Source organism: Spiribacter curvatus (assembly GCF_000485905.1).
Taxonomy (GTDB): Bacteria; Pseudomonadota; Gammaproteobacteria; order Nitrococcales; family Nitrococcaceae; genus Spiribacter; species Spiribacter curvatus.
The window spans coordinates 1,812,957-1,829,945 of the sequence record NC_022664.1; the positions used below are offsets into that span (position 1 = coordinate 1,812,957).

Consider the following 16,989-nt stretch of genomic DNA (forward strand, 5'->3'; position numbering starts at 1 on the left):
GATTAGGCCCCGCGGCCGTGGGGCGCCGTCAGATCGAGGACCGGCCCGACGGGGATCACGCCCGTGGGATTGATCATCGGGTGACTGGTGTAATAGTGGCGCTTGATGTGATCGATATTAACCGTTCCGGCAATCCCGGGCTGTTGATAGAGATCACGCAGATAGCCCCCCAGGTTGGGATAGTCGGCGATCCGGCGCCGGTTGCACTTGAAGTGCCCGACATAGACCGGATCGAAGCGCACCAGCGTCGTGAACAGCCGCCAGTCGGCCTCGGTGATGGCATCACCGGTCAGGTAGCGGTGATCGCCGAGCCGGGCCTCGAGCTCGTCGAGCGCGGTGAACAGCTCCCCCACCGCCTCCTCATAGGCGGCCTGCGCGGTGGCGAAGCCGGCCTTGTAAACACCATTATTGACGGCGTGATAGATCCGCTCGTTGAGCGCATCGATAAGCGCCGCGCGATCGGCGGGATAGAGATCCAGCCCGGTGTCGACGCCCGGCAGGTCGTTGAAGGCCTCGTTGAAGATCCGCACCAGATCCGCCGACTCGTTGCTCACCAGCGTGCCGCGGACCTTGTCCCAGAGCGCCGGCACGGTCACCCGACCGGTGTAGTGCGGATCGGCCTTCTGGTAGACGGCGTGCAGGTAGTCGAGCCCGAACAGCTCATCCGCCGTGGCGCCGGGGTAGCTGGCATCGAAATGCCAGCCGCCGCTGCCCATGTAGGGATGCACCACCGAGACGCCGATATGCGCCTCGAGCCCCTTGAGGCGGCGCACGATCAGGGCCCGATGCGCCCACGGACAGGCGAGCGAGACATAGAGGTGATAGCGCCCGGAGACCGGCGGGTGATCGCCATCGGGGGTGATCCAGTTGCGGAACACCGTCGCGGGGCGCTCGAAGCGCCCACCGGTGGATTCGGTGTCATACCACTGATCGTGCCAGACGCCGTCGATTAACAGTCCCATCGGATATCCTCCTAGTCGGCCAGTCGGGCGGCGATGCCCGCCACATGCTGACCCTGGAAACGCGCGATCTCGAGCTCGTTCGCGCTCGGCTGGCGGCTGCCATCGCCATCAGAGAGGGTGGTTGCGCCATAGGGCGTGCCGCCGGTGATCTCGTCCATGGTGGTGAGCGCCTGGCAGGAGTAGGGCACCCCCACCACGACCATGCCCTGGTGGAACAGCGTCGTGTGGAACGAGGTCAGCGTGGTCTCCTGGCCGCCATGCTGGCTGCCGGTACTGGCGAATACGCTCCCCACCTTGCCGATCAGCTTGCCCCCGGCCCATAGCGATCCGGTCTGGTCGAGAAAGTTGCGCATCTGCGCGGCCATGTTGCCGAACCGGGTCGGGGTGCCGAAGATGATGCCGTCGTAGTCGGCGAGCTCGTCCGGGCTCGCCACCGGCGCCGCCTGATCGAGCTTGGCGCCGGCGCTCTTCGCCACATCTTCGGGCATGAGCTCGGGCACGCGCTTGACGACCACCTCGGTGCCGTCAACGGCGCGGGCGCCCTCGGCGATGGCGCCGGCCATCGTCTCGACGTGTCCCCAGGTGCTGTAATAGAGAACCAGAATGCGGCTCATAGGTGTTGTTCCTTGTGTCGGTTAGAGAAATTCGTCGGAGCCGTCATCCGGCCCCAGTGCCTTGCCCGCCGCCCGGGCCATGCCGCGGATCACCGCCCATTCGGCCTGCACCCGGCGCAGGTTACGCTGCCAGGCCTCGCGGGCGGCATCGCGGAGCGGCGCCCGGTGGCTGTCGCGCTCGGCGCAGCGCGCCGCGTAGAGCGCCAGCGCCCGATCGACACAGCTTGACAGCGAATAGGCCGTGGCGGTTTCGGCCAGCGCCTGTCGCAGCCGGTCACGGGCCGCCCCGGTCACCGTCGCCCAGTCGAGCAGCGCCCGGGCGAACGTCGTCTGATCGGCATCCTCGGGCAATAACACCCCATTATCACCGTTCACCACCTCGCGTGCACCCGACGCGTCCAGCGCCACCACCGGCACCCCGGCGGTCATGGCCTCCGCGAGCACCAGCCCCTGGGTCTCGGTGAGCGATGCGAAGGCGAATACATCCATGGCTGCATAGGCGTCGGCGAGGGCCGGCAGCGCCAGCGCACCGGGGCGGACCAGCCGGTCGGCGAGGTCCGCCCCGGCAAAGATGGCATCAATGCGCTCACCCGCCGGCCCGTCGCCCACCACCAGACAGACCACGGCAGGATCCTGCCGCGCCGCCGCCACCAGCGCGGCGGCGAGATAACCCAGGTTTTTCTCCTCGGCGAGGCGGCCGACATGGCCGATCACCCGCGCCCCGGCATCAATGCCCAGTCGCTGGCGGCCGGCGGCACGGTCACCGCCACTGAACGCGGCGCGGTCGATGCCGGTCGGCACGACATCCATCGGCGAGACCACGCCGCGCTCGTGGAGCAGCCCGGCGACGCTCTCGCTGGGGGCGAAGACCTGGTCGGCGCTATTGGCATAGCTGGTGGAGAGCGCCACCACGAAGCGCTTGAGCGCTGTGGAATCGCCCGGCACATAGTGGGTATAGGCCTCGTAGAGGGTGTGATGGGTGAACACCAGCGGGCACTCACGACCCGCCGCCACGCGCATCGCCGTGGAGCCGATCAGGAACGGATGATGGGCGTGGATGATGTCGGGCTCGAAGGCGTCCAGCGCCTCATCGAGCTGCCCGGGCACCGGCAGCACCACCGAGAAATCACTGCCGTTGAAGTTCTGGATCGCCGGGATGCGCACCACATCGGGCTCATCCGCGGGCATATCCGGAAAGACCGGCGCGACCACCAGCACCCGGTGACCGCGGTCACGAAAGCCCTCGGTGAAAGCGGAGACGGATCGCGCCACTCCCCCGACATGCGGGGTATAGGTATTGGTCATCATGACGATGTTCACACGCCGGCCTCCGGCAGCTCGGCCTCGCCGGCCCCGGTGGCGCAGTCCACCGCCGGATGACCCGGCACCGCCAGCCGGATCCAGGCCGGTCCCGCGCGGTCGCCGTCGATGGTCCAGCGGACCCGATGCCCGCCCGCGTCCAGCGGCTCGAAGCGCAGGCTCACCGCGCCGAAGACCGTGGGGGTGGGGCCAAAGCCAAAGCCGGTGCGTGCCGCCAGCCAGCGCGGCTGGACACCGGCACCGATCACCAGCCCGTCATCCTCCTCGCGGCAGAAGGCGTTGCGCAGCATCGACACCCACTCGGCCGCCGCCCAGACATGCTGGCCATCCCCCATGCAGCCGCCATCGGTGCGCGGGTGGATCGCCTCGGGCCACTGGCCGGTGGGACTGGCGAGCCGCGCCACCGCATCCATCAGCGCCAGGCCATCGGCATCCCCGGCCCGGAGCAGCACCTGGGCGAGATGGAGGGTGAGATAGGCGTTGACACCGGAGTGGATCATCTCCTGGAAAAAACCGCCGTTGACTCGATGCGCGTCCAGCAGGTAGCGAACCGTGCCCAGCAGACGCTCATCGTCGCCGGCCAGGGTCTGCAGCGGGAAGCCCGCGGCGATCGAGCCGATCGCCCCGGCATCCATGCGCCGCCGTGGCGAGGCCGGCATCATGACAGCACCGAGCCGCTTGCGATCGGCGGCGTAGGCCCGCTCGAGGCTGGCACCGAGATCATCCGCCTCGGCATCGATCCATTCGGCGAGCGCCGCCGCCCCTTCGGTGCGCATCAGCGCCGCGGCGGCGCGTAGCCCACCATAGGCCCATTGATCGTCCCAGTAGTAATAGTCATTGGGCCCCAGGTGCTCGGCGCTGAACCCCGCCGGCAGCAGTCCCGCCTCGGGCCGGTCGCTGTCCGTGGGCAGGCGCTTGCGCGCCACCCACTGAACGCCGCGCCGGATGACCCGCTGCCACTCGGCGCGATCCGCGCCGGGCGGCCACTCGCCGGTCAGCGCGTAGTGGCGGGCGATGATCCACAACGCCTGACCGTTGGAGTCCCACTCACCTTCCTGGCTGTGGAAATAGCCGGTGGCAAGCGTCTGGCGGCCGGGGAATCGCGCCAGCGCCCGACGGCCGCGCTCGATCAACCCGGCGTTGAACAGCCCATGGATGATGAACGCGGCATCGCGGAACCAGAACCGCTTGTAGGTATAGGGGCCGGGGTAGATGTCCTCCACCGAGTGCATCAGCAGCGTGCGCAGCGCCGTGTCGTAGAGGCGCTGATAGTCGCTGTCGGGCACATCCAGCCGCGCCGCCGGCGCCAGCGCCTCTGCCCATGAGGCCGGCGGCGGTGGCTCGGTCGCCGCCGGCAGCGGCACGGACAGCGTCACGGTGCGGGATTCGCCGGGGGCGAGGTCGAACTGCGCCGCGGCGGTGATCAGCCCGGTGTCGCAGTCGTTGCGATGGGCGGTGACCGCCTCGCCCGGGGCGGACAGCTGATTGGCGACATCGCCGTGCTCGTAATCCGACTGGTCGATGCGATCGGGGCGGGTGTCGAAATCCAGCGCGGCGGGGTGGACGACATGCTGCTCGTCATACATCCGCCAGTGCCAGGCCGGCGTGCCATCGTTCCCGCCGGGCATTTGATCAAGCCGGTGGATGAAGCTGATGCCCTCGGGATTGTAGGGCCGCAGGGCCACCGCCAGCCGGCCGCCCGCCGGCGCGGTGGCGGTGTAGCGGCACTGGAGCTGATGGCCATGACCGCTGTTGACCACCCGGGCGCGGCTCGCGAGCCGCAGGCCATCCGCCTCGGCCTCGGTCACCACGCAGAGATCATCGGCCGGGTTCTCGAGGCGCTGCTCGAGCGTCGCCAGCCGCGAGGGGATCAACGAGGCTCCATCATCACCAAGCACCCAGGCATCCACCGACGCACTGTCGGTGAGCGGTGTCACCAGTCCGCGCGGATCGACGATCGGCAGCGACGCGCAGTCGGGCCGGCCCACCGCGGTCCAGTTGCGGTGGGTCAGGTTGACATGGGTGATGCTGAACGCCCGCGGCAGGAAGGCCGGGCTTTCGGGATCGAACTGCTGCTCGATCCAGTAGGGCCAGATCCAGTCGAGGTTGTGCTGGATGACGCGGGTGTTGATCAACCCCCGGGCATGGAAGATCATGCCGGCGCGTAGCAGCTCGATGGGCTCGGCCACTTCCGAGGGCTGGCCGAACCGGCGCAGTCGCGCCATGAACGCGAGCGGGTCCATAAAGCCCTGGGAGCGGGCCGCCCGGCGGACCATCCAGCGCCAGGGCAGCCAGCGCATTATTGCCATCCATCGCATCGTTAGATGCCCCATTGGTCGAATTTCTGAAACAACTGTGTAAAAGTTCTGTCCGACCTGCCGTACGCCACCCCCTATCTTTCAATCGAACGGAGATCGATGATGAATCCGGATCTGGACCATCATTTCGAGCAGATCATCACGGGCCTGGGTGAAGACACCCGCCGCGGTGGCCTCGAGAAAACCCCCTATCGTGCCGCCCGGGCGATGGAATACCTCACCCAGGGCTATCACCAGTCGCTCGACGAGCTGGTCAATGGCGCGATGTTCGAATCGGACAATGACGAAATGGTCATTGTTCGTGATGTCGAATTCTACTCGCTCTGCGAGCATCACGTCCTGCCATTCTTCGGCCATGCCCAGGTGGGCTACATCCCCGATGGCCGGGTGATCGGGCTCTCGAAGATCGCGCGCATCGTCGATATGTACGCCCGGCGCCTGCAGATCCAGGAGAACCTCGCCCGCGAAGTGGCCGAGGCGATCCAGCATGTCACTCAGGCCCGCGGCGTCGCCGTGCAGATGGATGCCCAGCATATGTGCATGATGATGCGGGGCGTGAGCAAGCAGAACGCCGAGATGAGCTCATCGGTGATGCTCGGGACCTTCCGTGAGTCGGTATCGGCCCGCAACGAATTCCTCCAGCTCATCCGCCGGCGGCCGGCATGAGTGGGGCCAGCGTGCAACGCCCGCTGTCGCGCATCCGCGTCAAGGACCTGCGCCTGCGCACCTTCGTCGGATTCAACGACGAGGAACAGCGCAAGCGCCAGGACGTGGTCGTCAACATCCACATCGACTACGACGCCCTGTCCGCCGCCCGGGGTGACGAGGTCGACGAGGCGCTGGATTACAAGACCATCACCAAGCAGGTCATCGCCCATGTCGAGGACAATCGCTTTCTGCTGCTCGAAAAGCTGGTCAACGACCTGGTCGAGCTGGTGATGGCCCACACGGCGGTGCGGCACACCGAGGTGGAGGTCGATAAACCCCACGCCCTGCGCTTTGCCGACTCGGTGTCACTCACCATGGCCGCGAGCCGCGACTAGCGGCCGGGTCCGGCAGCGGCGACCGTGACCCTCTCCGCCTGGCTGGCCCTGGTCGCCGTCTGCGTGCTCGGTGCCATGTCGCCGGGTCCCAGTCTGGCGCTGGTGGTGCGCAGCACCATCAACCGCGGCCGCGGTGCGGGACTGATCACCGCCCTCAGTCACGGCCTGGGGGTCGGGGTCTATGCCCTGGCAACGGCGCTGGGGCTGGCCGCGGTCATTGCCACCCAGCAGCCGTTATTCACCGCGATCACGCTGGCCGGCGCCGCCTATCTGCTCTGGCTTGGTGCCAGCGCCATGCAGGCAACGCACTCAGGTGCTGCCGGGGCGTCTGAGGCGCCTGCCGGCCCGGCCGGGGCCGCCCATGGCGGCACGCCCGGCGGTCTGGCGGCGGCGCGTGACGGCCTCGCCATGGCGCTGCTCAACCCAAAGATCGCGGTGTTCTTCGTGGCGCTTTTCAGTCAGTTCGTCTCCACCGATGCCAATGGCTGGACGGTGGCGGTCCTTGCCGGCACGGCGACCACGGTGGATGCCGGCTGGTATGCGCTTGTCGCCATGGGCCTGTCGGCCAGCGGCGGCGCGGCCTGGCTGCGCCGCCACCGGGTCTGGATCGAGCGCCTCACCGGTGCGGTACTGGTGTTTCTCGCCCTCAGCACCGCCGCCACGGTGATCCGATGAGCGCGCCCGCGCGACGCTCAGTGCGAGAGCATGACCGGCAACGTCATCTCAGAGAGGATGCGCCGGGTCGTACCGCCCATCACCATCTCGCGAAAGCGCGAACGCCCGTAGGCGCCCATCACCAGCAGATCGGCATCGGCATCCGCCGCGGCCGAGAGCAGCGCATCCGCCACGGGGATGTCGACACTGCCCTGATGGGTCGCGGTGACGCGGATGTCGTGGCGCGCCAGATAGGCGGCGATATCCGCGCCGGGCAGATCGCCATGGCGGCCAGCGCGCCCGCTCGACTCGGTACCGATCACCGCGACCTGGACCTCGTCGGCCCGACGCAGCAACGGCAGGGCATCCCCCACCGCCCGGGCGGACTCCCGACCACCATCCCAGGCGATGATCACGCGGTGACCGATCGCCCGGCGCTTCCACGCGTAGGGGATCGCCAGCACCGGCCGGCCGGCGAGCACCGCCGCCTGCCCGGGCAGATCCGAGGGCACCAGATCGGCGGGCCGGTCGGGGTCGATCTGCCCGACCACCAGCAGATCGGCGTAGCGGGCCTGCTGGGCGATGACATCCAGCGTGCTGCGATCGACCCGCAGATCCTCCACCGAGCGCCATTCGGTGCTGAGGGCATAGTGCGACACCCCGTCACGGAAGACCGTCTCGAGCCCGGCGTTGCGCACCTGCCAGGCCTCGCGGTAACGATCCAGCGCCTCCGGTGGCAGGTATTCGGCGTGGGCGGCCAGCGGCTCGGCCACCGCGAGCCCGGTGAGATGGGCCTCGTGAGCGGTGGCCAGATCGGCCGCGGCGGCGACGTGATCGGCCTCGTGACCGTCCTTGTGCAGATAAAGCAGGACTGAGCGAGCCATGATCCCTCTCCTCTGTGAGTGTCGCTGCTACACTAACAACTTTATCCTCAATGGACTGTCAGGCAGGTTATGAGAGTATTCATTCGTTTGCTGATCGCCCTGCTCCTGCTGGGCGGCATTTTCGGTGGCATCTTCGGCTACAAGTATTTCGTGCAGATGCAGGGCGGCGGCCCGGGCGGCGGACAACGACCGGTCAATATCACCGCCACGGCGGTGGCGACCGAACAGTGGCAGGGCGAGCGCAGCAGCGTTGGCGGCCTGACCGCCGTGGATAAGGTCGCGGTCAGCACCGAGGTCGCCGGCACCATCGACACCATCGACTTCGACTCGGGCGACCCGGTCGCACAGGGTGACCGGCTGGTGCGCCTCGACACCGATGTCGACGAGGCCCAGCTCCGCGGGCTGGAGACCGAAGCGGAACTGGCGCGCATCGAGTTCAACCGCGCCGAGGATCTGCTCCCCCAGCGGGCGATCTCGCAGTCCGAGTTCGACGAGGCGCGGGCCCGGCTCGACAGCGCCAACGCCGCGGTGAACACCCAGCAGGAGCGGCTTGCGCAGAAGACCATCCGCGCGCCCTTCCAGGGCGTGCTCGGCATCCGCCGGGTGAGTGTCGGTCAGTATCTCTCGCCGGGCAGCGACATCGTCGAGCTCCAGCGCCTGGACCCGATCTACGCCGATTTCAGCCTCCCCGAGCGCTTCCTCACCGATATCGAATCCGGTCAGGCCATCGAGGTGGACACCAGCGCCTTCGAGGAGACCTTCGAGGGCACGATCACCGCCATCGACAGCGCCATCAGTGAGGCAACGCGGGCGGTATCGATCCGCGCCACGCTGGATAATCCGGACGGCCGTCTGCGCCCGGGCATGTTCGCCGAGGTGACGGTGCTTGAGCCGATGGAGCGCTCGGTGATCACCATTCCGCGCACGGCGGTGAGCTTCAACACCTACGGCGATTTCGTGCTGCGCATCAACGAGACCGACGATGGCCTGGTCTCCGAGCGGGTGCAGATCGAGACCGGTGAGGTCCGCGACGGCCGGGTCGAGGTCACCAATGGCCTCGACGAGGGCGAGCGCGTGGTGGCCGCCGGTCTGGTGAAAGTCCGCCCCGGTCAGCCCGTCACCATCGACGAGACCATGCGCCTCGAGCCTTCTGAGGTGAGCGGGCGATGAAATTCACCGACATCTTCATCCACCGGCCGGTGCTGGCGACGGTGATCAGTCTGCTGATCCTGCTCGCCGGCGTGCGCTCGCTGGATCTGCTCGAGGTCCGCCAGTATCCCTCCACCGAGAACACCGTGGTGACCGTCACCACCACCTTCCCGGGCGCGGACAGCGAGCTGGTGCAGGGCTTCATCACCCAGCCGCTGCAGCAGGCCATCGCCGAGGCCAACGGCATCGACTACATCACCTCCGAGAGCCGTCAGGGCCAGTCCACCATCGAGGTGAACATGGCGCTCAACTATGACGCCAACGATGCCGTCTCGGAGATCCAGGCCAAGGTGGGCAGCCAGCGCAACGTGCTGCCCGACGCCGCCCAGGACCCGGTCATCGAGTCGAGCACCGGCGATCAGACCGCGCTCATGTACCTGGCGATCTACAGCGAGTCGGTGAAGGTCCCGGAGATCACCGATTTCGTGAACCGCGTCATCCAGCCCCAGGTCCAGGCCCTGGAGGGCGTGTCCAAGGCGCGGGTGTTCGGGCGCTCGCCGGCGATGCGCATCTGGCTGGACCCAGAGCGGATGGCCGCGCTAAACGTCACCGCGAGCGAGGTCCGCGACGTCCTGCGCGCCAACAACTACCAGGCGGGCATTGGCAACACCAAGGGCCCCTACACCCGCATCAACCTGTCGGTGACCACCGACGTGAGCGACCCCGATGCCTTCCAGCGGCTGGTGATCCGCGAGCAGAACGGTACCGTGGTGCGGCTCGAGGATGTCGCCTCGACCAACTTCGGCTCCGAGACCTACGCCTCGGCGGCCTGGTACAAGGGCCAGCCCTCGGTGTTCATCGCCGTCGAGCAGGCCCCCGGCGCCAACCCGCTGGATGTGGCCGGTGCCGTGCGCGAGCAACTGCCCAACCTGCGCGATCAGCTCCCGGACGACGTCCAGCTCGCCCTGCCCTATGACGCCAGTGAGTTCATCGAGGACTCCATCAACGAGGTCTTCAAGACCATCGCCGAGGCGGTGCTGATCGTGCTGGTGGTGATCTTCCTGACCATCGGCTCGATCCGCGCGGCCATCGTGCCCTCGCTGGCCGTGCCGCTGTCACTGGTGGGCGCGGCGACGGTCATGATCGCGCTCGGTTACTCCATCAACCTCCTCACCCTGCTCTCGATGGTGCTCGCCATCGGTCTGGTGGTCGACGACGCCATCATCGTGGTGGAGAACATCCACCGCCATATCGAGGAGGGCTATTCCAACATCGACGCCGCCCTGATGGGCGCCCGTGAGCTGGCCGTGCCCATTATCGCCATGACCACGACGCTGCTCGCGGTCTATGCCCCGATCGGGTTCATGGGCGGTCTGGTGGGGACGCTGTTCACCGAGTTCGCCTTCACCCTGGCCGGTGCGGTGCTCATCTCCGGGATCGTGGCGCTGACCTTCTCGCCCATGATCTCCGCGGCGGTGCTCAAGCCGGGCGGCAATCCGGGGCGCTTCGAGGCCTTTGTCGAGCGGGCGTTCAACGGCCTGTCGGCGGCCTATAAGCGCAGCCTCCACAGCCTGCTGGACACCAAGAGCGTGCTGATCCTGTTTGGCGTGGTCGTGCTCGGCTCGAACTACTTCATGTTCACCATGAGCCAGAACGAGCTCGCCCCCACCGAGGATCAGAGCATTCTGTTCTTCCAGGGCACCGCGCCGCGGACGGCGACGTTCGATTATCTCTCCGAGTTCGCCGAGCGCTATCAGACCGCGGCGGAGAGCATCGATGAGTACAGCGAGTCGTTCATGATCCTCGGCGGGCTGTCGCCGGATACCGTATTCGGCGGGTTCAAGATGGTGCCCACCGGCGAGCGCGAACGCAGCCAGACCGAGGTGCAGCAGGAGGTCAACGCCAAGTTCACGCCCAACCCCGGGCTTGATACGGCGGTGTTCCCGCGGCCGAGTCTGCCCGGATCCGGCGGCGGCCTACCGGTGCAGTTCGTGCTCACCACCTCGGCGAGCTATGAGGCCCTCGACAGCGTCGCGGACGATTTCATCGGCCAGGCCATGGGCAGCGGCAACTTCCTGTTCCTGAATAAATCCGTGGAGTTCGACCGCCCACTGACCACCGTCAACGTCGATCGCGACAAGGCGGCGGACATGGGCATCAGCATGGCGGACCTGGGGAGCAGTCTGTCAGGGATGCTGGGCGGCGGTTACGTCAACCGCTTCAACCTCGATGGCCGCAGCTACAAGGTCATCCCGCAGGTCGATCGCCCGTTCCGGGCCGATGCCTCGATGCTCGAGGACTACTACATCGAGACGCCCCAGGGCGAGTCGGTGCCACTCTCGAGTCTGGTGACGCTGGAAGACTCGGTGGTGCCGAGCTCACGCAACCAGTTCCAGCAGCTCAATTCGGTGACGCTCGAGGGGATCCCGGCACCGGGTGTGCCGCTGGGGGATGCGCTGAACTATCTCGAGACCACCGCCGGTCAGATCCTGCCGGCGAGCTATAACATCGACTACACCGGTCAGTCGCGGCAGTTCGCCGGTCAGGGCGGGGCGCTGGTGCTGACCTTCTTCCTGTCGATCCTGGTGATCTATCTGGTGCTCGCCGCGCAGTTCGAGAGCTGGCGTGATCCGGCGATCATCCTGGTCTCGGTGCCACTGAGCATCGCCGGGGCGCTGGCGTTCATCACCCTCGGGTTCGCGACGGTGAACATCTACACCCAGGTAGGGCTGATCACGCTGATCGGCGTGGTGGCCAAAAACGGCATCCTGATCGTCGAGTTCGCCAATAACCTGCAGATCAATAAGGGACTGGGCAAGCGTGACGCGGTCGAGGAGGCCGCCGCCATCCGCCTGCGGCCGATCATTATGACCTCGCTGGCGCTGATCATGGCCATGGTGCCGCTGCTCATCGCCACCGGTCCGGGCGCGGTGAGCCGCTTCCACATCGGCCTGACCGTCGCCACGGGGCTTGGCATCGGCACGGTCTTTACGCTGTTCGTGCTGCCCGCGTTCTATCTGCTGCTGGCGCGGGACCATAACGCCAGCCCGTCGGAGGCGGCAGCGGCCTGATGGCGGCGGTGACGGCCCGGGGACTGACCCGGATCTACGGCACGACGACGGTGGTGGATGGCATTGACCTGACCATCGAGGCGGGCGAGTGCTTTGCGCTGCTGGGGCCCAACGGCGCCGGCAAGACCACCACGCTGCGCATGCTGCTGGGGCTCACACCCCCCAGCAGCGGGGGTGCCGCGGGAGCCGATCCCGCAGCGGGCCCGGGCCATGCGTGAGCGCGCCGGGATCGTGCCGCAGTTCGACAACCTGGATCCGGACTTCAGCGTGCGCGAAAACCTCATCACCTACGGGGCCTACTACGGCGCCCGGCGCCGGGCAGTGGAGGCGCGGATGGACTCGCTGCTCGCCTTCGCCGAGCTGACCGACCGGGCCGATGACCCCATCCAGGGGCTGTCGGGGGGCATGAAGCGCCGCCTGACGCTGGCCCGGGCGCTGGTGAACGACCCGGAGCTGCTCGCCCTGGACGAGCCCAGCACCGGGCTGGACCCGCAGGCCCGCCAGCACATCTGGGAGCGCATGCACACGCTGCGCCGCCAGGGCCGCACCCTGCTGCTGACCACCCATTACATGGAAGAGGCCGAGCGGCTCTGCGACCGCGCCGCGATCATCGATCACGGCCGGATCGTCGCCTGCGACAGCCCGGCGGCGCTGATTGCCGCGCATATCGAGCCGCATGTGGTGGAGCTGCGCGGCGATCAGGCCATGCAGTGGATGGGGCGGCTGAACAGAGCCGGTGATATCGACCCCGATGTCCGCGCGGATGTCGCGGGGCGGGTCGAGGCGCACGGCGATGGCCGCGATGGCGGTGGTGCCGTCGGCGGACGGCTGGCACCGCTGGCGGACGCCGGCTTTCGGATCGAGCCGGTGGGCGAGACGGTGCTGATCTATGGCCAGGATCGCGAGGCGTTGATCCAGCGCATCGAGGCACTGATCGGGCCGGGGTATCTCTACCGGCCGGCAAGCCTTGAGGATGTCTTTCTGCGCCTGACCGGACGGGAGCTCCGCGACTGATGATGGCAAGCGTTGCTGACCACCTGAAAACCGCCCCGCAGCTCAGCCTGCGGTTCATCGCCGTGTGGCTGCGCAACCTGCGGGTGTGGCGCAAGCTCATGCTGCCCTCGCTGCTCGGCAACTTCGGCGAGCCGGTGCTGTATCTGCTGGCACTCGGTTATGGGCTGGGGCAGTTCGTCGGCGAGGTCGAATCCATGCCCTATATGGTGTTCCTGGCGAGCGGCATCGTCTGCTCGGCGGCGATGACCGGCGCCACCTTCGAGGCGCTCTACTCCGCCTACACCCGGCTCACCCAGCAGCAGACCTGGGCGGCGATGCTCGCCGCCCCCATGAACGTCGATGACGTGGTGCTGGGTGAGATCGCCTGGGCGGCCACCAAGGCACTGATCAACGCGAGCGCCATCGTGCTGGTGGCGTCGGTGCTGGGCCTGGTCGCCGGGCCCGAGGCGCTGCTGGTGCTGCCGGTGATCCTGCTGGCGGGGTTCTCGTTTGCCGGTATCGCGATGATCGTCACCGCGATTTCGCCGAGCTACGATTTCTTTCTGTACTACTTCACGCTGGTGATGACGCCGATGCTGCTGCTCTCGGGCGTATTCTTTCCGCTATCGGGGCTGCCCGACGCGGTGGGCATCGGCGCGCAGTTCCTGCCGCTCGCGCATGTGGTGATGCTGGTCCGGCCGCTGATGACCGGCACGGCCGTCGACGCACCGGTACTGCATCTGGCGGTGATCCTGGGCTATGCGGTGGGCAGCTACTGGATCAGCGCGGCCCTGGCGCGGCGACGGCTGATCCGGTGACCGGCTCTGTCCGCTCCGGCAGCCAGATCCAGACGTAGGCGCCCAGCGGCTGCTCGGCGCTAGAAATCATCATCCACTCTGGGGGAGTGGGCGTGACGTGGCAGGAGCGTCAGTCGATCCGCGGCTTCATGGTTGGCGCGTCGCAGCTCTGCCGGGCTCGCACTGAAAAGCGGCACACCCACAATGGTGGCGGCCTCGAAATAAAGCCCGATGTCAGTGCCCGGGTCACCGTTTTCAATGCGCCGCAGCGTCACACGGGTGATGCCTGCGCGCATAAACTCTTTGCCTGGCGGCCATAGAATGGATCCCTGAATATCCAAAAGTCCCGCAGGAGGACATTCAACTATCCATCTCGCTTCAATACTGGATCAGCGAGTGCACCGGCGCGTCGGTCATGTGTTCGCGGGCGTTGAGAAACCCAGCTCGATGATGAAGCTGTAGCCGAGCATCTCCGCCCCCAGCCGACGCAGCAGATCACCGGTGGCCCGGGCCGTTCCCCCAGTGGCCAGCAGATCGTCGACGATCAGCGTGCGGGCGCCATGAGCCAGCGCATCGCGATGCACCTCAAGCGCGTCGGTGCCGTATTCAAGCTGATACTCGCAGGCGTAGACGTCGGATGGCAGCTTGCCGGGCTTGCGCACGGGGATGAAGCCGGCGCCAATGCGGTAAGCGAGCGCGGCGCCAAAGATGAACCCGCGTGACTCGGTGCCGACGATGTACTCCGGGGCCGGACCCTGCAGGTCTTCGGCCAGCAGATCCACGGCCGTTTTAAAGCCCTCGGCATCGCCGAGCAGCGGCGTGATGTCCTTGAAGATGATCCCCGGCTTGGGGAAGTCGGGAATGTCGCGGATAAGGCCCTCGACCTGGGCAACGGCGGCGTCTCGGTCCTCGATGGTGGCGGTCACGGCTCCGTCTCCTCAATCCTTGGTCTGTCCATGATAGCGGGAAACGCGCCGCGCCTGCGAGGTGGTGGCGCGGGTCGGAGTCTCGGCCAGCTCGAGCAGGCAGGCCCGGCACAGGCAGTCGTCGTAGGTCGCGGCAATGGACTCGCGCATGTCATCACCGAGCATGATGTCGACGCACTGGCAGCGATGGATCGTCCCCAGGCGGCACTCGAAGTCGTTGCCGCAGCGGGGACAGCGCTTGGGCTCGTGCTCAGGCATCAGCCCGCCGGCCCGCACCGGCATCGAACGCATCCGCCGCCAGCCAGCCGCCGTTGGCCGCCTCCTCGTCGAGCCGGTCCATGATCGCGAGGCGCTTGTCCTCGGGATAGTCGCGCCACTCGACGATCTCGGTCTCGGTGCGTCCACAACCGATGCAGCGGCCGTCCTCGACTTCGCAGATGCTGATACAGGGTGATGATGCGCTCATGCGTCCTCCACAATATGTTGGGGATACGTTCTACCAGAAACCCAAGCTGAAGGACAATGACGCGGCCTGTGGGTGCGGTCAGCAGGCGCGGTCCGTGTGCATTGCGCCGGTCGGGCGGGCGTTTTAAGGGCTGTGTTGGGGGCGGTATTGGGGACGGTGTTGGGGGCGCTCGATCGCCATCCTGCGCGTGTGGCAGCGGTTGCATCGATCCCGACGGGCCTGCCGGAGATCGGCGTCCATCTGAAGACGGAGCCAGAATTCCGGGGAAGTGTGGAAATACTCGGCAAGCAATAGGGCTGTTCGAGCGGTGATCCGGCGTTTGCCACCAAGGATGTCAGTGATCCGGTTGACCGGCACACCCAGGGCGCGGGCGAGCAATGAGGCGCTCATCATCCGCGGAACCATGAACTCGCTGCCAAGGACCTGCCCCGGCGGAATGGGTGATTCGGCGTCGTCGGTCAGGCGAGGCGCGGTTGGGGGCTGTCTTTCAATCATCGCTTGGCTCGGGGACGGCTTCAAGGTCGATGCCTTGGGCATCACCGGCGCGGAACTGGAAAATGAGCCACCAGCCGTAGCCGACGCGCAGGGTCTTCAGTTCATTGGGCGCGCCGAGAGCGGTGATCTCATCTGCTGTGTTGATGGGGATGCCGTTGGGATCGGCATCGGCATCGAAGGGCACGGACGGGTCCTCGAGCGGCTGGAGACGCTCGCCGCAGGCCTGGAGGAGGTCATTCTGGTCGATGGCGGCATGAATGATCGCGAGATCGCGTCGCACGGCGAAGGCGAGCCTCGGATGCATGCATTCCGGCTGTCGTCCGCGCCAGACGGCTAGCAGGTCCGGCGAGGCAAAGGATCGAATCATCGATGGCGGCCTCTGTGCAGGTGGCTGATCGGCGTTGAGCGTCGGATGTCGGATGTCGGATGTCGGATGTCGGATGTCGGATGTCGGATGTCGGGGCCAGTTAATCATGGATGACGGTGGGTGAGGTGGCCGTTCGTCGGGCAACGCGGCGGTGCTGGGGCGGTGCTGGGGTAGTGCTGGGGTGTGGCTGGGCGCGAAGCCGATTAACGGTGGGTCGAGCGGGGCAATCATAGGAGGGAAGAGATGCATCATGTTCTCAGGGAGGGGGGTAACGCGCTTCAGACTCCGTTAAACCTCATAACGTTGTCCGTTCAACGAAGGGCATGAGAATACGACCGACCTGACGCCGCCGATCCGGTCATAGCGGCCGTTCATGCCCTTCGCTTCATGCGGGATGGCGGACGTCGAGCGGTGCGGTGCGGGACGTTCTCCGTCACGCGTGACTCGGTCGCTGGAAAACACAGACAACGCCCTTCGGCGTGGTAGTGTCGTTCACCATGCAAGACGACGACATGCAGGACGACGGCATCGATATCCCGCACTTCCGCGAGCGGTTGCATGCATTACGCGCCGAGATCGAGGGTCAGAACCAGGCGCGCGACGACTCACGCGCGACGGTGGAGCTCGACCAGACCCGGGTCGGGCGGCTCTCGCGCATGGACGCGCTCCAGCAGCAGGCGATGGCTCAGGCGACCAACGAGCGCGCCCAGCTCACGCTCACGCGCATCACCTCGGCGCTACAACGATGCGACGATGGGACCTACGGCGAGTGCCTGCGCTGTGGTGAGCTCATCAACCCGAAACGCCTCGAGATCGACCCGGCCGCGACGCGCTGCATCGACTGCGCGGACTAGCAACCCGCTCGCGGCGAGCGGCGAGCGGCGAGCGCCACGCCCCCAGCGGTGGGCAATGCGCGGCGCGGCGTGTACT

At 67.0% G+C, this 16,989-nt stretch carries 18 protein-coding genes and 1 pseudogene; 8 read left to right on the plus strand and 11 right to left on the minus strand.

Annotated elements, in window-relative coordinates; all coding sequences use genetic code 11:
• Positions 1-2: 2 nt before the first annotated feature.
• The 4 genes from SPICUR_RS08885 to SPICUR_RS08900 are packed head-to-tail and all read right to left on the minus strand — an operon-like array spanning position 3 to position 5,196.
• Positions 3-962, minus strand: coding sequence for a glutathione S-transferase family protein (locus tag SPICUR_RS08885; RefSeq protein WP_023368188.1), 960 nt, complete (start codon positions 960-962; stop codon positions 3-5).
• Positions 963-973: 11 nt separating this feature from the next.
• Positions 974-1,576 carry an NAD(P)H:quinone oxidoreductase gene (wrbA, locus tag SPICUR_RS08890; RefSeq protein ID WP_023368190.1) on the minus strand — a complete coding sequence of 201 codons (603 nt, stop codon included), beginning with the start codon at positions 1,574-1,576 and terminating at the stop codon, positions 974-976.
• Positions 1,577-1,597: 21 nt separating this feature from the next.
• On the minus strand, positions 1,598-2,896 hold the full coding sequence (locus SPICUR_RS08895; protein ID WP_023368192.1) for a glycosyltransferase: 1,299 nt from the start codon (positions 2,894-2,896) through the stop codon (positions 1,598-1,600).
• Positions 2,893-5,196, minus strand: coding sequence for a glycoside hydrolase family 15 protein (locus SPICUR_RS08900; RefSeq protein ID WP_023368194.1), 2,304 nt, complete (start codon positions 5,194-5,196; stop codon positions 2,893-2,895). The genes SPICUR_RS08895 and SPICUR_RS08900 overlap by 4 nt, the downstream gene beginning before the upstream one ends.
• Positions 5,197-5,316: 120 nt before the next feature.
• Between SPICUR_RS08900 and folE the strand changes: the two genes are divergently transcribed.
• The 3 genes from folE to SPICUR_RS08915 are packed head-to-tail and all read left to right on the plus strand — an operon-like array spanning position 5,317 to position 6,932.
• Entirely contained in the window at positions 5,317-5,880 is a 564-nt protein-coding gene (gene folE / locus SPICUR_RS08905; RefSeq protein ID WP_041382569.1) for a GTP cyclohydrolase I FolE, read from the plus strand.
• Complete coding sequence (gene folX, locus SPICUR_RS08910) at positions 5,877-6,257, plus strand: dihydroneopterin triphosphate 2'-epimerase (protein WP_023368198.1); 381 nt, start codon at positions 5,877-5,879, stop codon at positions 6,255-6,257. Before folE ends, folX begins: the two co-directional genes overlap by 4 nt.
• 24 nt (positions 6,258-6,281) lie before the next feature.
• The gene (locus SPICUR_RS08915) at positions 6,282-6,932 is read left to right on the plus strand and encodes a LysE family translocator (protein ID WP_023368200.1); all 651 of its coding nucleotides are present in this window, start codon (positions 6,282-6,284) and stop codon (positions 6,930-6,932) included.
• Positions 6,933-6,949: 17 nt separating this feature from the next.
• Here the strand turns inward: SPICUR_RS08915 and SPICUR_RS08920 are convergent, their stop codons facing one another.
• Entirely contained in the window at positions 6,950-7,795 is an 846-nt protein-coding gene (locus SPICUR_RS08920) for a universal stress protein (RefSeq protein WP_023368202.1), read from the minus strand.
• A gap of 69 nt (positions 7,796-7,864) precedes the next feature.
• Between SPICUR_RS08920 and SPICUR_RS08925 the strand changes: the two genes are divergently transcribed.
• From SPICUR_RS08925 to SPICUR_RS08940, 4 genes and pseudogenes are all read left to right on the plus strand, one after another.
• On the plus strand, positions 7,865-8,965 hold the full coding sequence (locus SPICUR_RS08925; RefSeq protein WP_041381886.1) for an efflux RND transporter periplasmic adaptor subunit: 1,101 nt from the start codon (positions 7,865-7,867) through the stop codon (positions 8,963-8,965).
• Positions 8,962-12,015 carry an efflux RND transporter permease subunit gene (locus SPICUR_RS08930; RefSeq protein WP_023368206.1) on the plus strand — a complete coding sequence of 1,018 codons (3,054 nt, stop codon included), beginning with the start codon at positions 8,962-8,964 and terminating at the stop codon, positions 12,013-12,015. Before SPICUR_RS08925 ends, SPICUR_RS08930 begins: the two co-directional genes overlap by 4 nt.
• Positions 12,015-13,029 (plus strand): annotated as a pseudogene (locus SPICUR_RS08935) (ATP-binding cassette domain-containing protein). The gene SPICUR_RS08930 and the pseudogene SPICUR_RS08935 overlap by 1 nt, the downstream one beginning before the upstream one ends.
• A gap of 2 nt (positions 13,030-13,031) precedes the next feature.
• Positions 13,032-13,826, plus strand: a complete 795-nt coding sequence (locus SPICUR_RS08940) for an ABC transporter permease (RefSeq protein WP_041381889.1) — start codon at positions 13,032-13,034, stop codon at positions 13,824-13,826.
• Positions 13,827-13,885: 59 nt separating this feature from the next.
• On the opposite strand, the gene SPICUR_RS10040 is transcribed toward SPICUR_RS08940, so the two are convergent.
• From SPICUR_RS10040 to SPICUR_RS08970, 6 genes are all read right to left on the minus strand, one after another.
• Positions 13,886-14,101, minus strand: a complete 216-nt coding sequence (locus tag SPICUR_RS10040; protein WP_023368210.1) for a hypothetical protein — start codon at positions 14,099-14,101, stop codon at positions 13,886-13,888.
• A gap of 117 nt (positions 14,102-14,218) precedes the next feature.
• Positions 14,219-14,731 (minus strand): adenine phosphoribosyltransferase, encoded by a 513-nt coding sequence (locus tag SPICUR_RS08950; protein ID WP_023368212.1) that lies wholly within the window; start codon positions 14,729-14,731, stop codon positions 14,219-14,221.
• Positions 14,732-14,743: 12 nt separating this feature from the next.
• Positions 14,744-15,013 carry a cysteine-rich CWC family protein gene (locus SPICUR_RS08955; RefSeq protein WP_023368214.1) on the minus strand — a complete coding sequence of 90 codons (270 nt, stop codon included), beginning with the start codon at positions 15,011-15,013 and terminating at the stop codon, positions 14,744-14,746.
• Complete coding sequence (locus SPICUR_RS08960) at positions 14,982-15,197, minus strand: DUF1289 domain-containing protein (RefSeq protein ID WP_023368216.1); 216 nt, start codon at positions 15,195-15,197, stop codon at positions 14,982-14,984. Before SPICUR_RS08960 ends, SPICUR_RS08955 begins: the two co-directional genes overlap by 32 nt.
• 123 nt (positions 15,198-15,320) lie before the next feature.
• Positions 15,321-15,692 carry a HigA family addiction module antitoxin gene (locus SPICUR_RS09815; protein ID WP_023368219.1) on the minus strand — a complete coding sequence of 124 codons (372 nt, stop codon included), beginning with the start codon at positions 15,690-15,692 and terminating at the stop codon, positions 15,321-15,323.
• Positions 15,685-15,996, minus strand: a complete 312-nt coding sequence (locus SPICUR_RS08970; RefSeq protein WP_237220330.1) for a type II toxin-antitoxin system RelE/ParE family toxin — start codon at positions 15,994-15,996, stop codon at positions 15,685-15,687. The genes SPICUR_RS09815 and SPICUR_RS08970 overlap by 8 nt, the downstream gene beginning before the upstream one ends.
• Positions 15,997-16,556: 560 nt before the next feature.
• On the opposite strand from SPICUR_RS08970, the gene SPICUR_RS08975 reads away from it, so the two are divergent.
• Complete coding sequence (locus SPICUR_RS08975) at positions 16,557-16,913, plus strand: TraR/DksA family transcriptional regulator (RefSeq protein WP_023368223.1); 357 nt, start codon at positions 16,557-16,559, stop codon at positions 16,911-16,913.
• Positions 16,914-16,989: the final 76 nt, after the last annotated feature.

Bases quoted from the DNA above. Each gene is read 5' to 3' on its own strand.
- SPICUR_RS08925 (WP_041381886.1), top strand. From the start codon at position 7,865: ATGAGAGTATTCATTCGTTTGCTGATCGCCCTGCTCCTGCTGGGCGGC.
- SPICUR_RS10040 (WP_023368210.1), bottom strand. From the start codon at position 14,101: ATGCGCGCAGGCATCACCCGTGTGACGCTGCGGCGCATTGAAAACGGT.
- SPICUR_RS08960 (WP_023368216.1), bottom strand. From the start codon at position 15,197: ATGAGCGCATCATCACCCTGTATCAGCATCTGCGAAGTCGAGGACGGC.
- SPICUR_RS09815 (WP_023368219.1), bottom strand. From the start codon at position 15,692: ATGATTGAAAGACAGCCCCCAACCGCGCCTCGCCTGACCGACGACGCC.
- SPICUR_RS08920 (WP_023368202.1), bottom strand. From the start codon at position 7,795: ATGGCTCGCTCAGTCCTGCTTTATCTGCACAAGGACGGTCACGAGGCC.
- wrbA (WP_023368190.1), bottom strand. From the start codon at position 1,576: ATGAGCCGCATTCTGGTTCTCTATTACAGCACCTGGGGACACGTCGAG.
- SPICUR_RS08970 (WP_237220330.1), bottom strand. From the start codon at position 15,996: ATGCATCCGAGGCTCGCCTTCGCCGTGCGACGCGATCTCGCGATCATT.
- SPICUR_RS08930 (WP_023368206.1), top strand. From the start codon at position 8,962: ATGAAATTCACCGACATCTTCATCCACCGGCCGGTGCTGGCGACGGTG.
- SPICUR_RS08940 (WP_041381889.1), top strand. From the start codon at position 13,032: ATGGCAAGCGTTGCTGACCACCTGAAAACCGCCCCGCAGCTCAGCCTG.
- SPICUR_RS08885 (WP_023368188.1), bottom strand. From the start codon at position 962: ATGGGACTGTTAATCGACGGCGTCTGGCACGATCAGTGGTATGACACC.
- folE (WP_041382569.1), top strand. From the start codon at position 5,317: ATGAATCCGGATCTGGACCATCATTTCGAGCAGATCATCACGGGCCTG.
- SPICUR_RS08955 (WP_023368214.1), bottom strand. From the start codon at position 15,013: ATGCCGGTGCGGGCCGGCGGGCTGATGCCTGAGCACGAGCCCAAGCGC.
- folX (WP_023368198.1), top strand. From the start codon at position 5,877: ATGAGTGGGGCCAGCGTGCAACGCCCGCTGTCGCGCATCCGCGTCAAG.
- SPICUR_RS08975 (WP_023368223.1), top strand. From the start codon at position 16,557: ATGCAAGACGACGACATGCAGGACGACGGCATCGATATCCCGCACTTC.
- SPICUR_RS08900 (WP_023368194.1), bottom strand. From the start codon at position 5,196: ATGCGCTGGCTGCCCTGGCGCTGGATGGTCCGCCGGGCGGCCCGCTCC.